The organism is Sulfurimonas sp. ST-25 (assembly GCF_048079205.1).
GTDB classification, from domain to species: domain Bacteria; phylum Campylobacterota; class Campylobacteria; order Campylobacterales; family Sulfurimonadaceae; genus Thiomicrolovo; species Thiomicrolovo sulfuroxydans.
In genome coordinates this window covers 1,805,931-1,827,040 of the sequence record NZ_CP182225.1, presented here as the reverse complement: position 1 = coordinate 1,827,040, position 21,110 = coordinate 1,805,931, and the positions used below count along the sequence as shown (strand labels likewise).

General features: G+C 60.9%; 22 protein-coding genes. 8 read left to right on the top strand and 14 right to left on the bottom strand.

Features of this window, described 5'->3' with window-relative positions; genetic code table 11:
* Positions 1-11: 11 nt before the first annotated feature.
* A complete protein-coding gene (locus ACM66T_RS09440; RefSeq protein WP_231018742.1) occupies positions 12-878 on the bottom strand; it encodes a TIGR01777 family oxidoreductase in 867 nt (288 codons plus the stop codon).
* A 101-nt stretch (positions 879-979) separates the two neighbouring features.
* On the opposite strand from ACM66T_RS09440, the gene ACM66T_RS09435 reads away from it, so the two are divergent.
* Positions 980-1,747, top strand: coding sequence for an ATP-binding protein (locus tag ACM66T_RS09435; protein ID WP_416768461.1), 768 nt, complete (start codon positions 980-982; stop codon positions 1,745-1,747).
* A 4-nt stretch (positions 1,748-1,751) separates the two neighbouring features.
* Here ACM66T_RS09435 and ACM66T_RS09430 read toward each other — a convergent pair whose 3' ends face one another.
* From ACM66T_RS09430 to ACM66T_RS09390, 9 genes are all read right to left on the bottom strand, one after another.
* Complete coding sequence (locus tag ACM66T_RS09430; protein ID WP_231018737.1) at positions 1,752-2,993, bottom strand: ArsS family sensor histidine kinase; 1,242 nt, start codon at positions 2,991-2,993, stop codon at positions 1,752-1,754.
* A 4-nt stretch (positions 2,994-2,997) separates the two neighbouring features.
* The gene (locus ACM66T_RS09425) at positions 2,998-3,669 is read right to left on the bottom strand and encodes a response regulator transcription factor (protein WP_231018736.1); all 672 of its coding nucleotides are present in this window, start codon (positions 3,667-3,669) and stop codon (positions 2,998-3,000) included.
* Positions 3,662-4,042, bottom strand: a complete 381-nt coding sequence (locus ACM66T_RS09420) for a Spy/CpxP family protein refolding chaperone (RefSeq protein ID WP_231018735.1) — start codon at positions 4,040-4,042, stop codon at positions 3,662-3,664. Before ACM66T_RS09420 ends, ACM66T_RS09425 begins: the two co-directional genes overlap by 8 nt.
* Before the next feature lies 1 nt (position 4,043).
* Positions 4,044-5,159 carry a cytochrome b/b6 domain-containing protein gene (locus ACM66T_RS09415; protein WP_231018734.1) on the bottom strand — a complete coding sequence of 372 codons (1,116 nt, stop codon included), beginning with the start codon at positions 5,157-5,159 and terminating at the stop codon, positions 4,044-4,046.
* A 30-nt stretch (positions 5,160-5,189) separates the two neighbouring features.
* Positions 5,190-5,786, bottom strand: a complete 597-nt coding sequence (locus tag ACM66T_RS09410) for a diheme cytochrome c (protein WP_231018733.1) — start codon at positions 5,784-5,786, stop codon at positions 5,190-5,192.
* Between the two features lie 10 nt (positions 5,787-5,796).
* Positions 5,797-6,189 (bottom strand): DUF1924 domain-containing protein, encoded by a 393-nt coding sequence (locus ACM66T_RS09405; protein WP_231018732.1) that lies wholly within the window; start codon positions 6,187-6,189, stop codon positions 5,797-5,799.
* 209 nt (positions 6,190-6,398) lie between these two features.
* Positions 6,399-6,977 (bottom strand): Spy/CpxP family protein refolding chaperone, encoded by a 579-nt coding sequence (locus tag ACM66T_RS09400; RefSeq protein WP_231018731.1) that lies wholly within the window; start codon positions 6,975-6,977, stop codon positions 6,399-6,401.
* 62 nt (positions 6,978-7,039) lie between these two features.
* A complete protein-coding gene (locus tag ACM66T_RS09395; RefSeq protein WP_231018730.1) occupies positions 7,040-7,537 on the bottom strand; it encodes a hypothetical protein in 498 nt (165 codons plus the stop codon).
* Positions 7,534-8,682: a PLP-dependent aminotransferase family protein gene (locus tag ACM66T_RS09390; RefSeq protein WP_231018727.1), complete on the bottom strand. Its 1,149-nt coding sequence runs from the start codon at positions 8,680-8,682 to the stop codon at positions 7,534-7,536. The genes ACM66T_RS09395 and ACM66T_RS09390 overlap by 4 nt, the downstream gene beginning before the upstream one ends.
* 100 nt (positions 8,683-8,782) lie before the next feature.
* On the opposite strand from ACM66T_RS09390, the gene ACM66T_RS09385 reads away from it, so the two are divergent.
* Positions 8,783-9,658, top strand: coding sequence for an AraC family transcriptional regulator (locus tag ACM66T_RS09385; RefSeq protein WP_416768460.1), 876 nt, complete (start codon positions 8,783-8,785; stop codon positions 9,656-9,658).
* Positions 9,659-9,663: 5 nt separating this feature from the next.
* Here the strand turns inward: ACM66T_RS09385 and ACM66T_RS09380 are convergent, their stop codons facing one another.
* Positions 9,664-10,869 (bottom strand): NAD(P)/FAD-dependent oxidoreductase, encoded by a 1,206-nt coding sequence (locus ACM66T_RS09380; RefSeq protein ID WP_416768459.1) that lies wholly within the window; start codon positions 10,867-10,869, stop codon positions 9,664-9,666.
* A 3-nt stretch (positions 10,870-10,872) separates the two neighbouring features.
* Positions 10,873-11,766, bottom strand: a complete 894-nt coding sequence (locus ACM66T_RS09375; RefSeq protein WP_416768458.1) for a DMT family transporter — start codon at positions 11,764-11,766, stop codon at positions 10,873-10,875.
* Positions 11,767-11,934: 168 nt separating this feature from the next.
* Between ACM66T_RS09375 and ACM66T_RS09370 the strand changes: the two genes are divergently transcribed.
* The 3 genes from ACM66T_RS09370 to ACM66T_RS09360 are packed head-to-tail and all read left to right on the top strand — an operon-like array spanning position 11,935 to position 16,074.
* A complete protein-coding gene (locus ACM66T_RS09370) occupies positions 11,935-12,615 on the top strand; it encodes a superoxide dismutase (protein ID WP_283949352.1) in 681 nt (226 codons plus the stop codon).
* Positions 12,616-12,661: 46 nt separating this feature from the next.
* Positions 12,662-15,235: a 2-oxoacid:acceptor oxidoreductase subunit alpha gene (locus ACM66T_RS09365; RefSeq protein WP_231018721.1), complete on the top strand. Its 2,574-nt coding sequence runs from the start codon at positions 12,662-12,664 to the stop codon at positions 15,233-15,235.
* Entirely contained in the window at positions 15,232-16,074 is an 843-nt protein-coding gene (locus ACM66T_RS09360) for a thiamine pyrophosphate-dependent enzyme (protein ID WP_416768457.1), read from the top strand. Before ACM66T_RS09365 ends, ACM66T_RS09360 begins: the two co-directional genes overlap by 4 nt.
* A gap of 3 nt (positions 16,075-16,077) precedes the next feature.
* Here the strand turns inward: ACM66T_RS09360 and ACM66T_RS09355 are convergent, their stop codons facing one another.
* Both ACM66T_RS09355 and ACM66T_RS09350 read right to left on the bottom strand, forming a co-directional pair.
* Positions 16,078-16,950 carry a hypothetical protein gene (locus ACM66T_RS09355; protein ID WP_416768456.1) on the bottom strand — a complete coding sequence of 291 codons (873 nt, stop codon included), beginning with the start codon at positions 16,948-16,950 and terminating at the stop codon, positions 16,078-16,080.
* Positions 16,951-17,134: 184 nt separating this feature from the next.
* Entirely contained in the window at positions 17,135-18,475 is a 1,341-nt protein-coding gene (locus ACM66T_RS09350) for an MATE family efflux transporter (protein ID WP_231018718.1), read from the bottom strand.
* Positions 18,476-18,751: 276 nt separating this feature from the next.
* Between ACM66T_RS09350 and ACM66T_RS09345 the strand changes: the two genes are divergently transcribed.
* The 3 genes from ACM66T_RS09345 to ACM66T_RS09335 are packed head-to-tail and all read left to right on the top strand — an operon-like array spanning position 18,752 to position 21,103.
* A complete protein-coding gene (locus ACM66T_RS09345; RefSeq protein WP_231018717.1) occupies positions 18,752-20,227 on the top strand; it encodes a hypothetical protein in 1,476 nt (491 codons plus the stop codon).
* Positions 20,228-20,237: 10 nt separating this feature from the next.
* Positions 20,238-20,666 (top strand): TOBE domain-containing protein, encoded by a 429-nt coding sequence (locus tag ACM66T_RS09340; RefSeq protein WP_231018710.1) that lies wholly within the window; start codon positions 20,238-20,240, stop codon positions 20,664-20,666.
* A 17-nt stretch (positions 20,667-20,683) separates the two neighbouring features.
* On the top strand, positions 20,684-21,103 hold the full coding sequence (locus tag ACM66T_RS09335; RefSeq protein ID WP_231018708.1) for a TOBE domain-containing protein: 420 nt from the start codon (positions 20,684-20,686) through the stop codon (positions 21,101-21,103).
* Positions 21,104-21,110 lie beyond the last annotated feature (7 nt).

The following is a 21,110-nucleotide window of genomic DNA, read 5'->3' as shown; positions in this document are numbered from 1 at the left end:
CAGGAGGCGTTTTAATCTTTCCGTTTTGTGAGCAGATTGTCCAGGGCATCGCCTAGATGCTCGAATCGGAAGGTGAAACCGGCGTCAAGCAGGCGCCGCGGCACGGCCCACTGGCCGCCGGCGATCACCTCTGCGCCCTCGCCGAAAACGAGGCGCAGAAACCAGTAGGGCAGGCGCATGAAGATGGGGCGGTGCAGCTTCGTTCCCAGCGCTTCGGTGAGCTCCTTGTTGGTCGAGACCCGGGGCGCCGCGAGGTTGTAGATTCCCCGCATCTTGGCATCGGTGACCGCGCGGGCGAAGGCCTCGCAAAGATCGCCGATGTGGATCCAGGAGAGGTACTGCTTCCCGTCGCCGACGACGCCGCCGAGGCCGAGCCGGAAGGCCGGGAGCATCCGTGCGAGCATCCCCCCGTTGCCCAGAACGATGCCCAGGCGGAAGATAACCGTTCGGACGCCGTGCGCTTTGACCTCCGTTGCCGCGGCTTCCCACTGCTGGCAGAGGTCGCCGAGGAAGGTGTAGGCGTACTCTTCGCTCAGTTCGTCATGCCATTTTTTCGAGGGGTAGATGCCGACGGCGGAGCCGCCGATATAAAGGGAGGGTTTGACGTCCAGCAGGCCGATCGCCTCGGCGAGGCGCTTCGTCGTGCCGACGCGGCTCGAGACGAGCAGCGCCTTGTAGCGGCGGCTCCAGCGGCGGTCGACGGGTGCGCCGGCGATATTGATGATGACATCGGCGCCGATGAGCTTCTCGGCCAGCGCTTCGGCCGGAAGCGCGAGGTCGCTGCGGCTGAGCGGAATGACCGCCCATCCTTCCGCTTCAAATCGTTTCCGCAGGTGTCTCCCGACGAACCCCGTCGCACCGCCCATGGCAATTCTCATTCCGCCCTCCGTTGTGAAATTATATTATCATTGTAGCGAAGGTGCCCGAAATTTGCACAGGGGTATAATGGCGGGGAATACTTTGCCGGAGAGGAGATGCCATGATCGCATGGAACACAACCCTGGCCGCCGTTTTCAGACGGCGGACGGAGACGCTTAAACCCATCGCCCGGATCGAAGCGATGCCGCTGGAGGCGCTGATCAATATCGACCGCCAGAAGGCGGCGCTTGTCGAGAATACGGAGAACTTCCTGGCCGGACGTTTTGCGAACAACGTGCTGCTCTGGGGCAGCCGCGGGACGGGCAAATCGTCACTGGTGAAGGCACTGCTGCAGGCCTACGCCGAGGAGGGGCTGCGGATCGTGGAGTTTTTCAAAGAGGATCTGCGCTATCTGCCCGAGGTGATCGACGAGCTGCGCGACGAACCCTACCGCTTTATCCTCTTCCTGGACGACCTTACCTTCGGCGAAACGGACCTCTCCTATACCTATCTCAAAAGCGCGATGGAGGGCTCCATCGAGAGTGCGCCGGAAAACGTCCGGGTCTATGCCACCTCCAACCGCCGCCACCTCGTCCCCGAATACATGAGCGAAAACCAAGGGGCAACGGTCAAAGACGGCGAACTGCATTACGGCGACAGCGTCGAGGAGAAGATCTCCCTGGCGGACCGTTTCGGGCTTTGGCTCTCTTTTTACCAGGGGACGCAGGACGATTATCTGCGTATGGTCGAGCACTATTTCAAAGGGGTCGACGCCGACCGGGAGCTGCTGATGCGCGAAGCGCTGCGCTTCTCGGCCGAACGGGCGTCACGCAGCGGGCGGACGGCGCAGCAGTTCTACCTGCACTATATGCAGCGGCTGGGTGCCTAGGCGATTAGGCGGGTTCAGTACCCTGTTGGAGTTTTGCGGGAGTAAAATCGATACAGAAACGGTGCCATCCGTTTTCGTAACGGTACGAAAGCGGATAGGCATGCCGCTCCAGGACCTTGGCCACGATGGAGAGCCCCAGGCCGAACCCTCCTCGCTGTCGGGAGTGTACCCCGCGCCGGAAAGGAGCCAGCGCGTCTGCGACCGGTGCTCTTAATGGCCTGCCCCGGTTGCAGACGCAGATCATTCCGGCCTCGGCCGTGACCGTCACCGGGTACGCGGTGGCGTATTTCAGCGCATTGTCTATAAGGTTCTTGAGGGCGATGGAGAGGTAGAGGGGATCACCTTCGAGGTTAAATGCCTCGTCAAGTGCAATGGAAACCTTCTCCTCGTCATCAATCATCATTTTCGACAGCGCCTGCAGTATGAGCGTTTCCGCGCGGATCGTCTCGACATGCAGCTCCCCGGTCACGGAGAGCTTTTCCACCTCGAGCAGCTCGCTTGTCATGGACTCCAGTTCCGCAAAGCAGCGCTGGAGCAGCACTTTTTCGTCGGAATCGGGGAGCTTCTCCGCGGCGAACATGCCGCGGGCAATGGGGGTGCGGAGTTCGTGGCCGATATCACGCAGGAGCGCTTCGCGCGCCACGATCGTATCCTGCAGGCGCTGGGCGAGGTGGTTGTAGGTCTCGGCGACGGCCCCGATCTCGTCACGCCCCGGAACATCGGCGCGGCTGTCGTAATCCCCTTCGGCAAAGGCCCGCATCTTGGCGGCAAGGTGACCCAGGGGGGCCAGCATAGTGATGATGACAAGAAAGATCATGACCAGAAGGACAATATCGAGCCCGACGAGCAGATGGGGCAGCCACCGTCCCTGAAGGCTCCCGTCGAGGGCGCTGTCCCGCAGCAGCAACGCGCTCTCCATGTAGCGGATGGAAAGCAGATAAGCGCCGTCGCGCGTCTTCAGGATCCGCATATCCCCGAAGGAGTGGGGGCGTTCAAGCAGGGGCTCGGCCCCGGTTGCCCGTGTGGCTTCAACCGCTTCAAGGCCCATGGAGGGGAGGGCAGATGCAAGGGCTTCGGTTTCAGTCGTCGCCAGCAGCCCGTAGAGCTTCCGGGCATCATCGAGGTACTGCTGCGTGACGAGGGCTTCCGTACGCTGCGTGTACATGGCGTCTACCTGATAGCCGATGGCCAGCATCAGCAGCAGGCTGGCGGAAAAAAGCAGGATGATTTTTCGGAAAATGGACATCGGATCAGCCTATGAACCGGTAGCCGATCCCCCAGACCGACTTGATGTAGCGGGGGGATTTGGCGCTGTCGCCTATTTTGAGGCGGATGTTGCTGATGTGCATGTCGACGGTGCGTCCCTTGGTCTCGGGTTCCAGCGAAGTAGCATGGACGATCTGCTCCCGCGAGACGTTGTTGCCGCGGTTTTTCAGCAGGAAAAGGAAGATTTCGAACTCCACGGGGGTGAGGTCGACGGGGTACCCCTCCATACTGACCGTTCTGCTCTGTTCGTCGACGGTGAAGTCCGAGACCTGCAGCTGCGGAGCGTTGCCGTAGCGGCGGAGCACCGCCTCGATACGCAGGATGAGCTCCCGCGGTTCGTAGGGTTTGGCAAGATAGTCGTCGACGCCGAGCTCAAAGCCGTGGATCTTGTTGCCGATGTCGCCACGGGCGGAGGAGATGATGATGGGGATGTCGCTGACGGCCTTGATTGTTTTGGCGGCGTCAAAGCCGTCCATGCCGGGCAGCATCAGGTCGAGGATGACGATATCGAATCCCTCTTTGTGCTGTTTCAATGCTTCGATGGCGCTGCGGGGGTCGTTAAAACTGCGGACGCTGTAGCCGTAATCGGTAAGGTAGCCGCCGATAAGCGCCTGCATGGCCCGGTCGTCTTCGATCAGCATCACCCGCTTAGTCACGTTCCCACTCCTCCAGGTAGGGGGTGAAGCGTTGTCGCTGCTGCGGGGTCAGAACGGCGTGGAGCGCTTCGAAAAAATCCGCCTGCACCCTGTCGTTTTCGGTCTGCAGCGCGGTGGTCAGTTCGAGAAATTTCGCCCGGTCGAAACGTTCGGCTTCGAAGAGGGCCCTGACGGCGTCACGGGTCTGCGCTTCGAGGCGGTTGAGACGGTGATGGGCCTTGCGGTAGTCGCGGGCGATCTTCTCGACGCGCTCATGCTGCTGCGGGGTGAGGTCGAGGTAGCTGATGTCCATCGGCATATGGTGCTCGCGGTGGTCGTCGTGGTCCGCTGCCAGCAGGGTGAAAAGCAGGGCAATCAGAACGATGAAACGCATCTCAGCTCCTTTCTCCGGGTATCGTGATGTTCGTATCCTCGAGCAGGCCGCGTTCAACATCGCTGTGGCAGGCTTTGCAGTTGGCCCTGCTTTTGACCGCGTCGCGCGCGAAAACGTCCGCAGTGATCCTGCGGTGGGTCTTTTTCCAGAACGGCGTCTGCGTCACTGCTATGATATCCATATTTGTCATAGAGGCCGATAGCTTGAACGCAGCCTCGGAGGTGGCGTGTTCCGCGGCATTGGCGACAAGGTAGGCCAGGATGCTCTGGGTATCGGCTGCCTCCAGCGAGGCATCATCGCCGAAATGGTTCTCCAGATCCGCCATCAGGCGCCGCCAGGAGCGGCCGGGCAGCAGCGCGGGGGGATAGAGGGTATGGCACGCCGCGCATTCGTTGGCGAAGAGCGGATGCACTTTTTCGAAATCGACGGCTGCCGTATGCGCGGCGGTCAGGGGGGTGTCGCTTGCTGTCAACAGGTAGATGGGGGTCGCGAGGGCGAGCCCGATGCCCAGGACGGCGATGGTCTTTTGGACAAAGGTCAGCCTGACGCTGCGGCCTTCAACGGGTTTGTATCCGCTGACGATGGAGCGCAGCGTGCCGTGGGAGGGGTGCAGAAGGCGGTCGAGCAGGACGCCCGCGATATGGGCCCCTATCAGGAGATAGAGCAGGGTCCCGAGGAATTCATGGAGTTCCTCGAACAGTTCCATCTTCTTGAAAAACGTGCCGTTCAGAAAAGCGAAGAGCCCGCGGTTCTCCTGGACACCATAGGTGAGCATGCCCGTCAGCACGAGCAGCAGCGTCACAGCGATAATACCGATCACGGCGAAACTGGCGGCGGGGTTATGGCCTGCGTACGTTGCTTTTGAGCTCAGCAGCGTCAGCATGTAGGTCTTCAACGAAGAGAGTTTCAGGTCGAAATCGGCGAAGCGCGAATGCTCCGGCCCCCAAAAGCCCCAGACGATGCGGAAAAGCAGCAGGGCCCCGACGGCGAAACCGAACGCCGCGTGCCAGAGCAGCCAGCGCTCCTCTTCGGCGCTCAGATAGGCGCCGAGGATAAAGAGCACGAGCAGCCCGTGGAAGAGGCGTGTCGGCAGACTCCAGATATAGCTATTGTTCATGGTTCACCTCCGGGTTGACGGGCAGAAGCGTCAGTCGTCCCAGCGCCCGTAGTTCGGGATGAAGATCTCCCGTTCGCGGTAGCTGCCGTTTTCGGCCTTCGCGTGGCAGGCGTTGCAGTTCGCAAGACTCTTCACATCCGCCTGGTCGATGAAACGCTGCGGAATTCTTCGGTGTTCTTTGACGAAGTAGACGGACCGGCTGATCTGCATCGGCGCATCGGCGGAGACGGATTTGGCGATCCGCGCCATATGTTTCGATGAAGGTGCGCTTCCGTAGGCGTTCGCGTCGAGATAGGTGGCAAGCTCTGCCGCATCAGCCGGCTCAAGGGTCGCATCGGTTCCGAAATGGTCCCCAAGCGACACCATCATACGTGTCCAGGAAGCACGGGGAAGCAGGCCGGGCTGGTAGGCCATATGGCACGCCCCGCACTCGTTTTTATAGAGACGCGCGGCGGTCGTTTCGACCCCTGCTGCACTTCGTTTTTGGCCGTCGGTCGTGACGGCATCCTGTGCAACGGCTTTTTCATGCCTCTGCTCACTGTGTTTTTCGTGATGGTCATCTGCCGCGAGGTAGACCGAACCGGCTGCCAGCAGCGCGCAAGTAATAACAAAAAGATGCTTTTTCATCGTAGACTCCTTAGCGGTATTGCATGATATAGGTGAGAACATCACCTTTTTCCTGGGCCGTTCCCTCGCGGTTATAGACATCCTTGAAGTTCCGGCGCAGCCATTTTGTGACCTCTTTGAGCGACGTGAGGCGATCGGGGTTGGCATCCGGTGAGAGCGGGTCGATGACTTTGCCGGTATTGACGTTTTTGCCGGGGCGGGTCAGGTCGTTGCCGTGGCAGCTGGTGCAGGCGATCTTTGTCCCTTTTTTGCCGATCTGTTCGGCGGTGAAGATCGCTTCGCCGCGCGCGGCATCAAACGGGGCCGGGGCTTCCGTCTGTAGCTGCTGCAGGTAGTTGTCGACTTCCGGGCTCGCCGCCATAAGGGCGGCGCTGCAGAAGAGGGCGATCAGAATGGATTTCATAGGTACTCCTTGTGTTCGGATGTTCACATGGTAGTACCATGATGTCAAGACGCCAAGGGGCGTTTCTTGACACTCTCTTTACAAAGTAACGTGATAAGGGGGGAGGAATCCGTGCCGGAATGGCGGGGTGACAGCGCGTACGCCCGAGCGCTTCCCGCCCGGCGGGTTGGAGTAAGGTATGGTTCAGCAGCGCGTGGCGGTCTCGCTTCTCAGCGGGACATGCCGCCGCACTTCATCCCTCCGCATTTCATACCGCCCTGCTGCATACCGCTTCCTTTCATACCGCTCTTTTGCATGCCGCCGCCCATGCCGCCGCTTTTCATACCACCTTTGATCATGTTCCGCTTGATCATCATCTTGACCATCGGTGCGGTGAAGGCGCGCTTGAAGAGGGGACGCTGTTCCGGCGTCAGCACGGTGTAGATGGTACTGAAGAGTTCGGTCATCGCAGCCATCTTGGCATCAAACTGTTTCTGCTGGGCCGCTTTAAACTGCTTGGCATCGAAGGCAGTGTCACCGAAGGCGTCGATGGGGAAGGTTTTGGAGGCTTTGCGCGTCATCATTTTTGCCTTAAAGGTGTTGATGGCATCGGTGACGGCCTGGGTCTGCGCGGTGCTCAGCCCCGTCTGGCTGACGGCATCGACGACTTTGCGGGCAAGGTGCATTTTGTTGTCGCTGCCGCCGTGCATGCCCTGCATGCTGCTCTGCGCGCTGCACGCGAAGGCCGATGGGACGCTGATGGCGAGGGTTGCTGCCGCGATAACGGCAATTTTTGCGAAAGGTTTCATCCGAAGAACTCCTGTAAGTGGTTGAATAAAAACCATTGTAGAGCAAAGGCATTAATTTACCGTTAACCTCCCGTGCCGTCCTCCCTGTTCCAGCGGCGTCTGAGATTGTGGATATAGACGATGAGCAGGAAAAAGAGCGTCGACGTGAGGCTGAGAACGAGCATCAGTCCCGTCTCCTCCGGGACGGTGTCGAGCAGGATGAGTTTGCGGATGATGACGACGAAACCGATCTCGAGCAGGGTAAGGGCATAATCGAATGCGCTGCGGATCAGGAAGGTCCTCGTAATGGCGATGACGATGAGTACGAAGAGGCCGTCGGTCAGGATCATCTTTATGGAGCGGAAATCGAGCGCCCCCTGGTCCAGGGTGAAGGAGACGATTTTGTGCGACAGGCTCAGGATGCAGACGGCCAGGTAGAGTACCATCACGGCGATAAAGGCGTATTTGAGCCCGGTGATCAGTTTGGAAAAGACAAGGTCGAGACGGGCTTCGATGGTTCGGTCGAAGGCCTCGAAGCGCGCGGCCATTCTCTCCGTAAAGGCGTGCGAAGCGGTTCTCATGCCGTGGCCCTGGCCACTCCCGTGATTTTCGAAACGATCTGTTCGCGGTAGGCATCGGCCATCAGTCCGACGCCGCGGTGCATCTGCGCCGGGTCGGTGTGGGTGAAATTGAGCCGGAGCTCGTCGAGCGCAGGCGTGCCGGGGTAGAACTCGCTGCCGGGGACGAAGGCGACCCCGCGCTCCAGGCAGCGGTTGACCAATGATTTCGTATCGTGGCCGGGCAGCCTCCCGTAAAGGAACATGCCGCCGCGGGGTTCGTCAAAAACGAAGTCGGGCAGCTGGGTGCGCAGTGCGTTGGAAAGTGCGTTTTTCTTAGCCCGGTAATGGATGCGCAGCGATGAGAGGTGGCGGTCAAGCCCCTCGGTCTCCCAAAACGCGTCGATCAGGCGCTGGTCCAGTGTCGACGTATGCAGGTCGATCGCCTCTTTGACGACGAGCAGCCGCCGCAGGTTCGCCTCGCTGGCCCGGACCCACCCGACCCGCAGGCCGGGGGCCAGGATCTTCGAAAAGGAGCCCAGGTGGAAGCTGCGTTCGGGCATGCTTGCGCTGATGGGCAGGGAGGCATGGTCGAAATAGAGTTCGCTGTAGGGTGCGTCTTCGATCAGCAGCGCGTCTGCGTCCAGCACCGCCTTGGCGACGGCCTGGCGTTTGGCGGCACTGTAGCGCAGCCCCGTCGGGTTCTGGAAGTCCGGGATCAGGTAGGCGGCCCCCGTCCTGGCGATGCTGCGTCTGAACGGTGTCATTGCGATGCCGTCGTGTTCCAGCGCGACCCCCTCCGTCTTTACTTTTGCCAGCCGGAAGGCGCTGAGGGCCCCGAGGTAGGCGGGCAGTTCGACGGTGACCCCGTAGGGAAGCATGCTCAAGGCGATGAGGTTGATGGCCTGCTGCGAACCTGTGGTGATGAGGATCTCCTCCGCGCGGGTCTCAAAGCCCGCGGCGCAGTAGCGCCGGGCGATCTTTTCGCGCAGGGGGGCGTATCCCTGCGAACGCGAATACTGCAGGCTGGCCGGCTCGGAGAGGACGCGGTCGGCCGCCGTTTTGAAGGCGTCTAGGGGGAAGAGGTCGGCGTCGGGAAGCCCTCCGGCGAAGGAGATGGTGTCCGCGGTGATAACATCCAGGATCTCCCGGATAAATTGGCGTTTCATGTTCTTATCCTTTTGTATGAACGCGATGATACGCCGATTCCGGAGATTAATCTTCAATATTTCTTGCATAAAACTATGCAGATCTTGCTAAAATTATCGTATGAAGAAAGAGACGCTGCGCCACCACGCCCACGTCGTTAACGACGCGCTGTATTACATCTACCGTCATATCGATTCACCGATCACCTTGGAGGTGCTCGCAGAGCGCAACCGCACGAGCGTCTACCATTTCCACCGGATCTTCAAGGAGGTGACGGGGCGCAACTTCTACGACACGCTGCAGTCCATCCGGCTGCAGAAGGCGGCGAACCTGCTCATCGTCAACAAGACCGAGAAGGTCTCCATGATCGCGCAGCAGTGCGGCTACAGCACGCATTCGGCCTTTATCCGGGCCTTCCGGCAGCGCTACGCGCAGACGCCGACGCAGTGGCGCGAAGGGGGCTATCTTGACTTTTCAAAGGAGAATATCCGCTACTCCGGCAACCTGCCGCGGATCGCGTCGGATCTGACCGGCCTCAGGCCCGAGATCGTCAAGATGCCCGCCATCCGTGTCGCCTACATGCGCCACCGCGGCTACAACCGCTCCATCGGCGACGTCTGGCGGCGGCTCTACGCCTACGCGGTAGAGCACGGCCTGGAGGCGTCCCGGCAGATCGGGCTGCACCACGACAACCCCTCGATCGTGCCGCTGGAGGAGTGCGCCTACGTCGCCGCCATCGAGATTCCCGACGGTTTCGAGGTCTCGGGCTCCGTCTCCAGCTTCGTCATCCCCTCATCGCTCTGCGCGCGCTTTACGATGCAGGGGCGCTACGGCGAGGTGCCGAACCTGATCCGCTACATCTACCATACCTGGCTGCCTGAGAGCGGCTTCGAAGCGAAGACCCTGCCGCCCTACGTCGTCTACCGCCGGAACCATTTTCTCGAAGCCGACGAGCGTTTCGACCTCGATTTCTACCTGCCCGTCAGCGTCATCTGACGGGTTCAGGCCTCTGTACGTTTTTTGAAGCCAGTGTTGATGCGCAGTTTGAGGCCAAGGTAGTAGCCCTTGGTGATCAGTTTTTTCAGCAGGTAGGCCGTGTAGCCGCTGACGCGGATGATGCCGAAGAGCTCGCCGACCGCGTAGTGGCCGCCCAGGGCGACAAAGACGCCGTCGACCTTGGCATGAAAAGGGGCAACGGGATCGCCGTTCAGGCGTTTGCGGATGGAGGCGGCGACGTACTCGGCGCTCTTCTCCGCCGTCTGGGCCGTTGGCGGCAGCAGGGTGCCTTTCGCGTCTTTGAGTTCGACGCAGTCGCCGACCGCGTAAACGTCCATATGGGGGGAGAGGCGCAAATAGGCATCGGGAACGATCTGTCCCAGCCGGTTCGTTTCAAGGGGCGCGTCGCTTTGCAGTGTATTGGCGATGATCCCTCCGGTAAAGATCATGAAACGGTAGGGGAGAGCCGTGCCGTCTTTGAGATGGATGGCACCGTCTTCGACCCGGTCGATAAAGGCGTTGGTCAGGATCCGGATTCCCAGCGATTCCAGGCGCTTTGCCGTGCGGTTGACGATATAGCTGCTCATCCCCGGCAGGATCGTGTCCGCCGCGTCGATAAGGGTAATCCTGATCTTCTTTGCATTGGTACCGAGGGTCTTGTGGTGTTTTTCGATGACGTCGGCCATCTCCGCGGCGATCTCGACGCCGCTGAGCCCCGCCCCGCCGATGGCGATCTGCAGCTCGGCCGGCGCCGGGTCGCGGTGCTCTTCGACCTTGGTGTAGACCAGTTGTTCGAAGGTCTGGCGGAAGGCGAAGGCGCGCTGGAGGTTCTTGACCCCGTAGCTGTTTTCACGCAGCCCCTTGATGAACGCGAAGAAGTTCGTGCGCGCCCCGGTGGCAATGATAAGGCTGTCGTAGCCGATACGCCCCTGCTCCAAAACGACCTCCCGCGCTTCGGGATCGACCCCGGTGATCTCGGCCTGCCTAAAGGTGACACGGTCGCCAAATCCCCGGCACCAGTTTGCCAGGTCTATCGTGATGTCGTGGATATCGAAACGCCCGGCGATATAGCCGTAGGCTTCGGTCTGCAGGTAGTGGTAGGGGTGGCGGTCGATCAGCGTGATGCGAAAACGCGGGTCGCCGGCGAGATGTTCGACGGCCCGCAGGCCGCCGTAACCGCCGCCGAGAATGACAATGTGCTCTTGGTGCATTTCTTATCCTTTTTTGACCAGAAGTCCGGCGGCGATGATCATGGCGATGCCGAGCCAGACGGCGGCGTCGGGGAAACCGTCGCCGAGCATGATGCCGAACCCGACGGCGAAGGGGATGTTCGTGTAGCTCACCGCCCCGATGATGCCCGCTTTGCTGAAACTGTACGCTTTGGTGAGCAGCCACTGCGAGAGGGTGGAGATGAGGGCCATGAAGGCGATCAGCCCCCACACCTTCGGCGATGTCGGCCAGAAGAACGCGGGAAAGAGAAAGGCCAGGGCATCCGGCGCGCTGACGAAGGGGGCGAGGGCGAAGAGCAGCAGGGGGACGAGGGTACCCACCCCCATGAACGAGAGGACGATGACGCGGGTGTCGTAGACGTGGCGGATCGTTTTGATGGTGGCATAGGCGGAGGCGGCGAAGAAACCGCCGAGCAGGCCGAGGAAGTGCTCGTACCCCATCAGCATCCCCGTCGGCTTGGAGATGAACAGAACCCCGGTAAAGCCGATGAAGAGGGCGCTGAGCGCGTAACGGTTCAGATGCTCTTTCAACAGGAAAAAGGCAAGGACGGAGACGAAGAGCGGGGAGGTTTTGTTGAGCGTGATCGCTTCACCCAGCGGGATGACGGTGATGGTATAGAAGAAGAGGATCATCGCGCTGAAGCCGAAAAAGCCGCGCAGCAAAAGCAGGTGGAGTTTGCCGCCGGGCAGGGTCGGGGGAGTGTGACGCAGCATCGCGAGAATAATAAGCACCCCGATGAGGTTCCGGAAAAAGACGATCTCCAGGGCACTCAGGTCGTCGCCGAGCAGCTTGGCGACGGCCCCGTTGAGGGCGGAGATGAGGGCGCTGAGCAGCATGAAGAGCACGCCGCGGTCGGTCTGGGAGAGGAACTGCTTCACTGGACGGGTCTTTTTTGACGGAAGTATACACTCTTTGGTTCCCCCGCGCCCGGGCGGTCTGCTTATTCTGAAGGCAGGCTTTATCCGGACGCTAAAACAATTTCCTTCCCATCCCTTTACCTCGATAAGTTATGATAATACAAGCGAGCCCAATCAAAGGAGCATAATATGGCATTTGAATTGATGAAGCTGCCGTACGAAGAGACGGCGCTGGAACCCTATATCTCTGCCGAAACGGTGTCATTCCATTACGGAAAACACCATGCCGGCTACGTCAACAAGCTCAACGGCCTGATCGAGGGGACCCCCCTCGAAGACGCGCCGCTGCTCAAGATCATCCGCGAAGCACAGAACGGTGTCTTCAACAACGCCGCGCAGGTCTTCAACCACGACTTCTACTGGCTGGGCCTCTCCGCCGAGACCACGGCACCGTCGGTGGAGCTCTCCGAGATGATCGAGCGCGACTTCGGCTCCATGGAAGGGTTCAAAGGTGCCTTCCTTGCTGCGGCGGCGGGGCTGTTCGGGTCCGGGTGGACCTGGCTCGTTCTCAGAAATGACAATACCCTCGTGATTGAAACGACCTCCAACGCGGATACGCCCGTACGTTACGGGCGTCGGCCGCTGCTGGTCTGTGATGTCTGGGAACACGCCTACTACATTGACCGCCGCAACGCCCGGCCGGAGTACCTGGAGAACTGGTGGACATTGATCAACTGGCGCTTCGTTTCCGACAACCTTGCCGCGGAGGAGAACGACCCCATCGCCGGCTACAGCCAGCCGTGCAATGAGGACAGCGAAGTCTGCGACTATGTCGATACGATGCAGGCAAACGAAACGACCGCCACGTAAGCAGGCGTGACGGCCTCCGCGAAAAGCGAAGCGAAAGGAGGAGGCCATGACACCGCGTGAACTTGCGGCCTACGACGGCCGCGACGGAAGACCCGCCTATGTCGCCTACAAAGGGAAGATCTACGACGTGTCGGAGAGCCCGATGTGGGCGGAGGGGAACCACCAGGGGATGCATCAGGCGGGGCGCGACCTCACGCCGATGCTTGAAGGCGCGCCGCACGGAGATGAGGTATTTGAACGCTACAGCGTCGTCGGCACGCTGGAGGCGGAGCCGGAACAGAAGGCCCGGGCCGATTCGCCGCCGCCGGACGCGAACAAAGAGCGCCGCCGGCGTTGGCAGGCGCTCTACCGCCGCTACCACCCCCACCCGATGACCGTCCACTTCCCCATAGCGCTGCACCTCTTTTCAGCGTTGATGGACCTGCTCTTTTTCGCCGTACCGACCGCGCTCTATGCCGCTGCCGTCTTTTATACTTTCCTGGCGGCGACGGTTATGGGGGTGGTTGCAATGGTACCGGGGCTGATCAGTTGGCGGATCAATTACGGCGGTACGTGGCGCCGTCCCTTTGCCGTCAAAATCGTGCTCTCCGTGGCGATGCTGCTGGCGGGGGTCGTCGCGATCATGCTCTATCTCGAAGCCCCTGGCATCGTCTACACGATGTCGGCCGAAGGCATTACCTACCATGCGATCGTCCTGTTGACGGGCGCGGGGGTGATCGTGCTGGGCTACTACGGCGGCAAGATCACCTGGGGCGAGAGCATGCCCTATCCCCAGGCGAAAGAGGCCCCCGTGCCCGCCGCCGTGAAGGCATCCGTGCCAACGCCTTTGCCGGAGATGAACGCGAAGCTGCCCTCGGCCGGGCGGTATGAGGTCCCTTTCGCCGCCGACCCTTCCATGCCGCCGCTGCAGCGGCATGTGCCGGCGTCCCCAACCCCGCCCGAAACCGGGCAGAGCCTCTCCATCCTGATCGGCGGGGCGGCGGGCATGGGGATCGACACCCTGGAGAAGGTGCTCAGCGACGCCTTTGTCCGCAGCGGCTACTACGTCTATTCGAGCAAGGAGTTCATGTCCCGGGTACGCGGGGGGAGCAATACGACGCTTATCCGTATCGCCGACGCCCCGCTGGAAGCACCCTGCTGGGAGGTGGACCTCTTTATCGCGCTTGACGCCCTGGCCCTGACCCACGCGGCGCCGCGCCTTAGCGCGCAGACGGTCGTACTGACCGACGAGCGTTTTGCGTCGGAGGCGCCCGGCGCGATTGCCGTTGCGATGCAGCGCGAGGCGCAGCGGCTGGGCGACCCGCGCTACGCCAACACCTATGCCGCCGGGCTGGTCTACGGGATGCTGGGCCTTGAAACGGAGGCATTGAACGCCAGCGTGCAGGCGCGTTTCGCGCGGGACGAGGGGAATGTTCACGCGGCGGAGGCCGGGGCCGATGTGGGCCGTACTCTTCAGCATCCCCCGCTGCCGCCGCTGCCGCACTCCCATCCCGAAGGGGCCGCCGCCCTGCACCTGATGGACGGCACGACCGCCTGCGGCTTCGGCTTCCTCGCCGGGGGGTGCAACTTCGTCGCTTCCTATCCGATGTCCCCCTCCACGGGGGTGCTGAACTTTATGGCGGGGATGTCCAAACGCTTCGAGATCGCCGTGGAACAGAGCGAGGACGAGATTGCCTCGATCCACCTCGTGATGGGGGCGTGGTACGCCGGTGCACGGGCGCTGACGACGACGTCGGGGGGCGGGTTCGCGCTGATGGGAGAGGGCATAAGCCTCTCGGGAATGACGGAGACCCCCGCCGTCGTCTACCTGGCCCAGCGGCCCGGCCCGGCGACGGGGCTGCCGACCCGCAGCGAACAGGGCGACCTGAACCTCGCGCTGCACTCGGGCCACGGCCCCTTCCCGCGGATCATTCTCGCCCCGGGTTCGCTGCACGAATGCGTTGAACTGGGCCATCTCGCCTTTGAACTGGCCGACCGGTGGCAGGTGCCCGTCATCATGCTCAGTGACCAGTACCTCGCCGATACGATGGCGATGACCGGCGACATCGATTTCGCTGCCTTCGAACAGCGCCGCTACATTGCACCGGCATCCGAAACGTACAACCGTTACGCCGACACCCCCTCGGGCGTTAGCCCCCGGGCCGTCCCGGGCGGCGGCGAGGGGCTGGTCTGCAGCGACGGGCACGAACACGACGCAAGGGGGCAGATCACCGAGGACTTCCGCGTCCGAGAGGCGATGGTCGCCAAGCGGGCCCGAAAGGCCGAAGGGATCGTGGCCGAGGCGTGGGCGCCGGAAGTGCGCGGTGCGGGGAGCATCGCGGTGATCGGCTGGGGCTCGAGCCGCGGCGCCGTTGCCGAGGCCCTGGCGCGTCTGGGAGACGAGCGTACCTGCCAGGTCCACTTTGCCTGGGTACATCCGCTTAACCCAGAACAGCTCGCCTTCCTGGAGACGTACGACTACCGCATCGTCGTCGAGAACAACGCCGACGGCGCCTTCGCGGAGCAATTGGCGCTGCACGGCGTCGGGGTCGACCGGCGCATCCTGCAGAGCAACGGTTTCGCCTTCTTTGCCGACCAGCTGGCGCAGGAACTCGGTGCCCAATTAAAGGAGCTCTCATGAAACCGTTTGAACGTGAAAATACAGATATCGGCTGGTGCCCGGGGTGCGGGAACTTCGGCATTCTGACGCTGATCCGCGAGGTACTCGATGCGTTGAATGCCGACGGGCGCAGCGTCGTCATCGTTTCGGGCATCGGCCAGGCGGCGAAGACACCCTATTACGTCGACGTCAATATGTTCGGGGTACTGCACGGGCGCGCCGTTCCCGTCGCGACGGCGGTCAAGGCGGCCAACCCCGAACTGACCGTTGTGGCCGAGGGGGGCGACGGCGATATGTACGGGGAGGGGGGCAACCACTTCCTGCATGCCGTGCGCCGCAACGTCGATATCGTCCATATCGTTCACAACAATATGATCTACGGGCTGACCAAGGGGCAGGCGTCGCCGACGAGTGTGAGAGGGATGGAAACGAAGGTGCAGGTCGACGGGGTCGGCAACGAGCCCTTCAACCCCCTCGCCGTGGCGCTGGCGCTGCGGGCGGGGTTCGTCTCCCGGGTCAACATCGGCAACCCCGAACACGCCAGGCGCGTGCTCAAAGCCGCTTTCCTGCACCGGGGCTACGCCCTCGTCGACATTTTCCAGCCCTGCGTGACCTTCAACAAGATCAACACCTTCGGCTGGTTCGGGGAGCATACCTATGAGCTGGACGCTTCCCATGACACGGCCGACATCGGTGCGGCGATGGCACGGGCGATGGAGGGCGGGCCGTTCCCGCTGGGCATTTTCTACCGCCGGGAAACGGAGACCTTTGACGAACGCGTCCGCCACGGGCAGCGGCGGCCGCTCTACCTCGCGACCCACGACGCCGCGCATATCCAGGCCCTTTTTGACGCCTACTGAGGCCTACTCGATCTCCGGGGCGCTCCCGCTTTTCCTGACGATGTAGATAAAGTAGGAGAAGACAAAAAAGAGCAGGGCCAACGCCGCGATCAGCGACGCCGCGTAGGGGAGATCGTGGTAGTTGGAGATGGAGATCTTGAAGACGACCAGCAGGGCTTCGATCATCAGGGCAATGAGGATGGAGACGGAGAAGTTGAGCAGGGTCTTCACCTTGATCCCCTCGTCGACTTTCTGGGTTTTGGGCATCACCTCCTGGTCGACGATCGTTTTGCCAAGGTCGTACACGGCCAGTCCCAGGGTGAGGGCAATGACGGGTTTGAAGAACATCTCCAGCGAGAGGACATCCTCGACGATAAGGTAGTGGCCGAAGCTGAAGAGTCCGTAGAGAACGACAAAGATCCCCAACAGCAGCAGCCCCCCTCCGATAATGCCGTAGAGGGTACGGTGGGTCATTTTGAGCCCACCGTTGTTCTCGATCAGCATGAAGCGCTCGAGGAGGTTGCGCAGCTGGAAATCCAGCAGGATATACCCCCCTTTGGCCGTTTTGTAAACGATGGTGATGCACAGATGCCCCGTCGTTGTGGAGAGGTAGGGCTCATGAAAATAGTAGTCGCCGACGAGCTTGCTCTCGTCGATGAGATAGCTCCGGTCCGCGCCGACGGCCGCCGTATCGCTTTTGTGGCGGCTGTAGTTGGCCGAAGTCTGGGCGAACCCTTCGTCGGTTTCATAGGCCAATTCCAGGCTCGGGAAGACGTTAAAAATGTGCTTGACGTTCTTTTCCGTCAGATGAATGAGTCCGATCCGCTGGATGGACGCAAGGATGAATTTCTGGATCAGGTCGGCATTCTCTTCATATATGGAAACAAGATTCTGCATGGAAACTCCTTCGTAAAATTGCCAAGTTCTCCGCTCCGGCGCAACCGCACCGTGGAGAGGGATAAGGAGAAAATAAAATGTCTGTGGTCAAATCGTATTCACGCCGGGCATTGTAGATGAGTTTTAGTGCAAAGTCTATGCCAGAATGATGAATTTTTCATCATTCTGGGTGGATAAAAGGGTATCAGAGCGGGACGCGGGAGAGGTCGGTGAGGATGCGGCGCGCATACCAGTATGTCACGACGGCGGCGGTGATGACGACGCCCCCGACGCCGAGCCATACGGAGAGGGCCGCAGGCGCAATACGGGCGAGGACCCAGAGGACGATCAGCGGGGCGACGACCTGCCGGGCGAGACTGATGTAGAAGATAAACGCGGGCCGTTTGACCCCCTGGAGCATCGCGACGTAGGTGAAGATGACGACGAAGGGGTAGATCAGGAAGGCTTCGACGCGCAGGTAGAGCACGCCTTCGTCAATGACGTCCGGGATGTCGCTGAAGACGCCCATCACCGTTCCGGCGCCCGCGAAGAGCACGATACCGCCGATCAGGGCGACGACGGCACCGTAGAAGAGGGAGCGGCCGACGGTCTCTCCGATACGTTCGAAACGGCGGGCGCCGCTGTTCTGGGCGACGATGGCGAGGACCGCGACGTTGAGCCCGACGGCGGGCATCAGAATGATCTGTTCGATACGCATGCCCACGCCGTAGGCCGCAACGACCTCCTGGCCGTAGGGTGCGGCGAAATAGGTAATGATGTAGATGCCCGCGGCCATCAGCGCCAGGTTGGCACTGGGGGGGATCCCCTGCCGTATCAGCTCGCCGAGGGCAGCGGGGTCGAAACGAAACGGCGCGCTGCCGCGGTAGACGGGTTTGGTCTTGAGGCGGTAATAGAGGTAGGCGGCGCTCATGGATTCGATGATGACCGTGGCCAGGGCGATGCCCGTGACGCCCATCGGCGCGACGCCGAACCCGCCGCGCACGAACCACGCGTCGAGCGCGACGTTGATCACAGCGGCGACGATGAGCACGTTGCGGAAGGAGACGGTGTCCCCGACGGCGTTGAGCAGGGCGTTGAGAAAGAAGGTGAAGACGAAGAGACCCGTACCGGCGATGATAACATTGATGTAGGCCAGCGCTTCGGCGAGGTAGGCGTCCCGGGCCCCGAGCGAGACCATCAGTGCCGGAGCGGCGGCAAACCCCGCGGCGGTCAGTGCAATGGCCAGCAGGCCCCCGAAGAGCAGTGCGTTGCGCGCAAGGTGGTGCGCCTGCGCCGTTTCACCCGCTCCCAGGGCATTGCCGACGAGGGCCGTCACCGCTTCGCTCATCCCTTCGGCAAGAGAGATGATGATGAAGAAGATCGGAAAGGAGAGGGAGAGGGCCGCCAGCGCCTGGGTCGAGATTGTCCCGGCAAAGTAGGTGTCGGTGATGTTGAAGAGGGTGTGGAAAAAAAAGCCGATGCATGCAGGCACCGCCAGGGTCCTGATATGGCTTCGGATACTGCCGCGGGTGAGATCTAGCTGCATACGCTACCGTCCGGATGGTTTTAGCTATAGTATAAACGCTCTCCCTTCGTCCTAAGACGATGTGTGTGGGGGCGTACACTTCCTTAAGCAGGGGGCAAGGCAACTTCATCTACGATACCGTTATATTTTTAAGAATATAACACTTTTGTCATGTTTTGTCGCATTTTTCCGCTTTATTCGTGCTTCTGAGCCAATTTTTAGAGAATAGACCTTGCAGACATCGTTATGTTTTATAGAAAATAACGCTACGAAAACAGCGTGACAAAAGGAGAGTCATTGAAAACGACAGGCTGGATAAGTGCCGTATTGACGGGGGTTCTTGGGGTTTCACTCCACGCGGCGGATACAGATGCCCCGAAACAGGCGCTGAATTCGAACTATACACTGGTATATAACGCTGTTCCGGGAGCGGCGGAGAGTTTTACAGGGATGTTCAGCGAGGGGGAGTTTTACGCCCGCCTGCGTTCGAATACGTTTTACTACAAGTGGCAGACAGAGACGGCCAAGCAGAACAGCCATCTTATCAGTGCCCTCGGCGGTTCGCTGGTCTACCGCAGTGCGCGCTACGGCGGCTTCGATTTCGGCATGGGGCTTTACTACTCCCAGGCCTTTTTCGATGACGGAAAAGATCCGGTCAGTACGCTGAAACCGGGCAAAGATGTCCTGAGCCGTTACGATTACGTCAATACGGGCAACAAGGGGATGGGCGCACTCGGCCAGGCGTACATCGCCTACAGCGGCATCCCCAAAACCCGCATTGCCGTCGGCCGGCAGCTGGTGGAGACTTTCTATACCAAGTCCAACGACACGAAAATGATCCCCAACACCTTTGACGGCATCGTCATCGATACGAAAGCGGTCCCGGCGACGGCGCTTCGCGTGGCCTACCTCGCCGAACAGAAGCTGCGCGACCATACGCAGGCGCACTCGGTTCTGATGTACGGCGACGCGAACAGCAGCAGCTCCGAGCGTCCGGAGTGGAGTGAGAATGACGACTCCGCGATGCATAAGGGGCTTACTTATACGCGGCTCAAAGCGGCGGGCAAGCCGACCGACGCGCCGCTGATCACGGGGGACCTGCACAATACGGCGATTGCCAATCTTAAACTCGACGCGTCATTCTATATCGTCCCGGAGCTCGTGAGCGAAGTGATGGCGGAGGCGAACTACAAGATCAGCCTCGGCAGCATATCGCTGACGCCCGGTGTGCGCTACATCAAGCAGTTCGACAACGGCGCCGGCAAGGTCGGCGGCGCAGCGTACAGCGGCAAACTGGCGGGCCAGAGCGGCGCGGCCGGCGGCTATGAAGAGGCCGATTCTCTCGATGCCCAGATGGTGGCCGCACGGCTCGTGGCGCAGCTGGGCAAGTACAAGCTCAACTTCGGCTATACCCAGGTCTTCGACGAAGCGGACCTGATCACCCCGTGGCGGGGCTTCCCGACGGCGGGGTATACCCGCTCGATGGCCCGCTACAACTGGATGGCCAATACGAAGAGCTACCGCGTCGAGCTGCAGCGCGCCGCCAACAAAACCGGGGTCTTTACCGACCTGTTCGTGCAGGCTTCTATTCTTCATACCGATGCGGACGAGTCGAAGGGGTACTATGACGAGAACTACTACTACCTCGGATTCGTGCAGAACCTGCCCATGCTGGCCGACCTGCAGTGGCGGCTGCGCCTGGGGTACAACGACACCGAAAAACCGGATGCCGACAGCCTGGATGCCCGCTTCGAGCTCAACTACCTCTTCTAAAGGACAGAGCATGATGATCAGTGCACGGAACCAGATCGATGCCGATATCGTCGCGGTGCGCCGGGACGGGGTCAGTGCGCTGCTGGAGCTCAAAACGGCGCAGGGGACCTTGATGTTCGCTTCGATCACCGGGAACGCCTCTGATACGCTCTGCGTCAAGGAGGGGGACAGGGTAATCGCATTTTTCAAAGACTCGCATGTGCTGGTCGCCACGGGATGGGCCATTCCCATCAGCGCGCGGAACCGGCTTGAAGGGACGATCGAAACCATCCACCGCGGCGTTGTCAATGCGGAAGTGCGGATCCGGCTTGGCGGCGGGGACCGCATCAGCGCGACCGTGACCGACGACGCCGTTTCAAACCTTGAGTTGCAATCGGGTATGCCCGTTGTCGCGATCATCAAAGCCTCGGACATGATGATCGCTAAACCTGCCAAATAAGAAAGAAGGAACAAAAAATGAAAATCAGTGCCAGAAACCAGATCGAGGCGGGGGTGCTCTCCGTCAACAAAGGGGCGGTCAACGCCAAGATCGCGCTGCGCGCGCCGAAAGGGACGACGCTCAGCGCCATCATTACGATTGAGAGTGTCGAAAGCCTCGACTTGGCCGTGGGGGATGTGGTCCGCGCCTTTTTCAAAGCGTCGCACGTTCTGATCGCGACGGGAGGCATGCCGAAGATCAGCGCCCGCAACAAGCTGGCGGGCCGCGTGGAGAAGGTGATCCAGGGGGCGGTCAATACGGAGCTCATCATCCAGCTGGAGAGCGGCGATCTGCTGACCTCCATCATCACCAACGAATCCATGGCCGAACTGGGCATCGGACTGGGCAGTGACGTGATCGCCATTGTCAAAGCCAGCGACGTTATGATCGCGAAATAAAGGAACC